This window comes from Phyllobacterium sp. (genome assembly GCF_037994425.1).
GTDB lineage: Bacteria > Pseudomonadota > Alphaproteobacteria > Rhizobiales > Rhizobiaceae > Phyllobacterium.
The window spans coordinates 1-1570 of record NZ_JBBNAM010000397.1; the positions used below are offsets into that span (position 1 = coordinate 1).

The 1570-nt window shown below is 61.7% G+C and carries 1 protein-coding gene and 1 pseudogene; one reads left to right on the forward strand and one right to left on the reverse strand.

Translation table 11 applies throughout. The annotated features are described in order from the left end of the window. On the reverse strand, nt 1–1185 hold a 1185-nt coding region (locus AAAB35_RS26255; protein ID WP_340671280.1), incomplete at its 3' end, for an ROK family transcriptional regulator. Between the two features lie 233 nt (nt 1186–1418). Between AAAB35_RS26255 and AAAB35_RS26260 the strand changes: the two are divergent. Then, nucleotides 1419–1570, forward strand: a pseudogene (locus tag AAAB35_RS26260) (sugar ABC transporter substrate-binding protein); the annotation flags it as partial.

Below are 1570 nucleotides of genomic sequence, written 5' to 3' on the forward strand. Positions count from 1 at the left end.
GAAGATCGGCAGGCTGGCGCCGCCGATGGCGCGCGCATGAGCGCCGACCGCGCCTTCGATAATGTCCGGCATGACAACGCCCTGCAGGTCGAGCATCGCCGCTTCATGGATCGTCGCTTGCACAATCCGTTCCCGTACCCATCCGGGGAACCCGCCGTCGATGACGGCCGCACTGAAGTCGATGATCGAGGCGGCCGCGACGATCGCCTGCGCGAGCGCCTTGGCGGTGTCCTGGATCCACGTCTCCAAAGGCTCACCGAAGTCGATCCAGTCGTCGGCCGAATACCAGAGCGGCTGCGGATCGATGCCGCGCTCGCGCAGCATGTTTTCCAGAACGAAGATTGAGGCGACTTCCAGCAACTGCAGTGTTTCGCCGTTCTTGCCACGGACCGGCAGCGGGCCGATGGCGCCGGCCGTGCCGGTGCGCCCGGAAAAGATCGCGGAATTGAGGACAATGCCGCCGCCGATGAAGGAGCCGATGAAAAAATAAACGAAATCGGGATAGGACGGCCCGATACCGAACACGAGTTCGGCGCCGCAGGCACTTGTAGCATCGTTCTGCAGGTAGACCGGGTAGGGAACGCGGGCGGCAATCTCCGCGTGGAGATCGAAGTCGCGCCACACATCCATGGCGCCCTTCGGCGAACCGACTTCCTCTTCCCAGTTCCAGAGTTCGAAGGGGGCAGCGATACCGATGCCGGCAATGCGGCTGCGCTGCTGCTCGTCGAGTCGACTTTCAAGCTCGCGGATGCCTGACGTAATGAAGTCCAGGAAAACCTCGGGCAGCGGATAGGCATAGGTTTGGTGAAGCTGCAGGCGGATATTGCCCACGAAATCCATCAGCACCAGGTCGGCGCTGCGTCGGCCCATCTTTACGCCGAACGAGTAAACGGCGTCGGCATTGAGGCGCATCGGGATCGAGGGTTGGCCGACGCGCCCGCGCACCGGCTCCCCGCGAGAGAGCAGCCCTTCCTTCTCCAGTGCCCGCATGATGACCGACACCGTCTGTGCCGAAAGGCCGGTGCGGCGTGCGATATCCGCCTTCGACTGGGAGCCGTAAAGGCGCACCAGCGACAGCACAAGCCGCTCGTTATAGGCGCGGACCCTGATCTGGTTCGCGCCGCCCGCCGGACTCGATATAGGCGGTTGGGCCGGTGTGTGAACCGGACCGTCTAAAGACGACATTGGCCGCTCCTCCCGTCTCGTGGCCTATGCGCTATTTTTGCTCAGCATGCCATAGCGAATTAATAATTCAATTGGATTTATTTATTGACAAGGCGATTTCTTTCGCTCTTAATTACCCTCGTCAAACGGCACAGAACGGCTTGGAGGAGGCCCGTCGGCGAGACTGCAGCGTTCTCGTGCTCGTCAATTCCGGCACCGCCAGGGGGTGGGTCGGTTATCTCTGGGAGGATTAAATGAAGAAATCAGTGCTTTCCGCAGCGCTTGGCGCGCTCGCCCTCGGCGTCGCCTTCTCGGCGCCGGCAATGGCCGCGGATGTTTCCGCCTGCCTCATCACCAAGACCGACACCAACCCCTTCTTCGTCAAGATGAAGGAAGGCGCGACAGC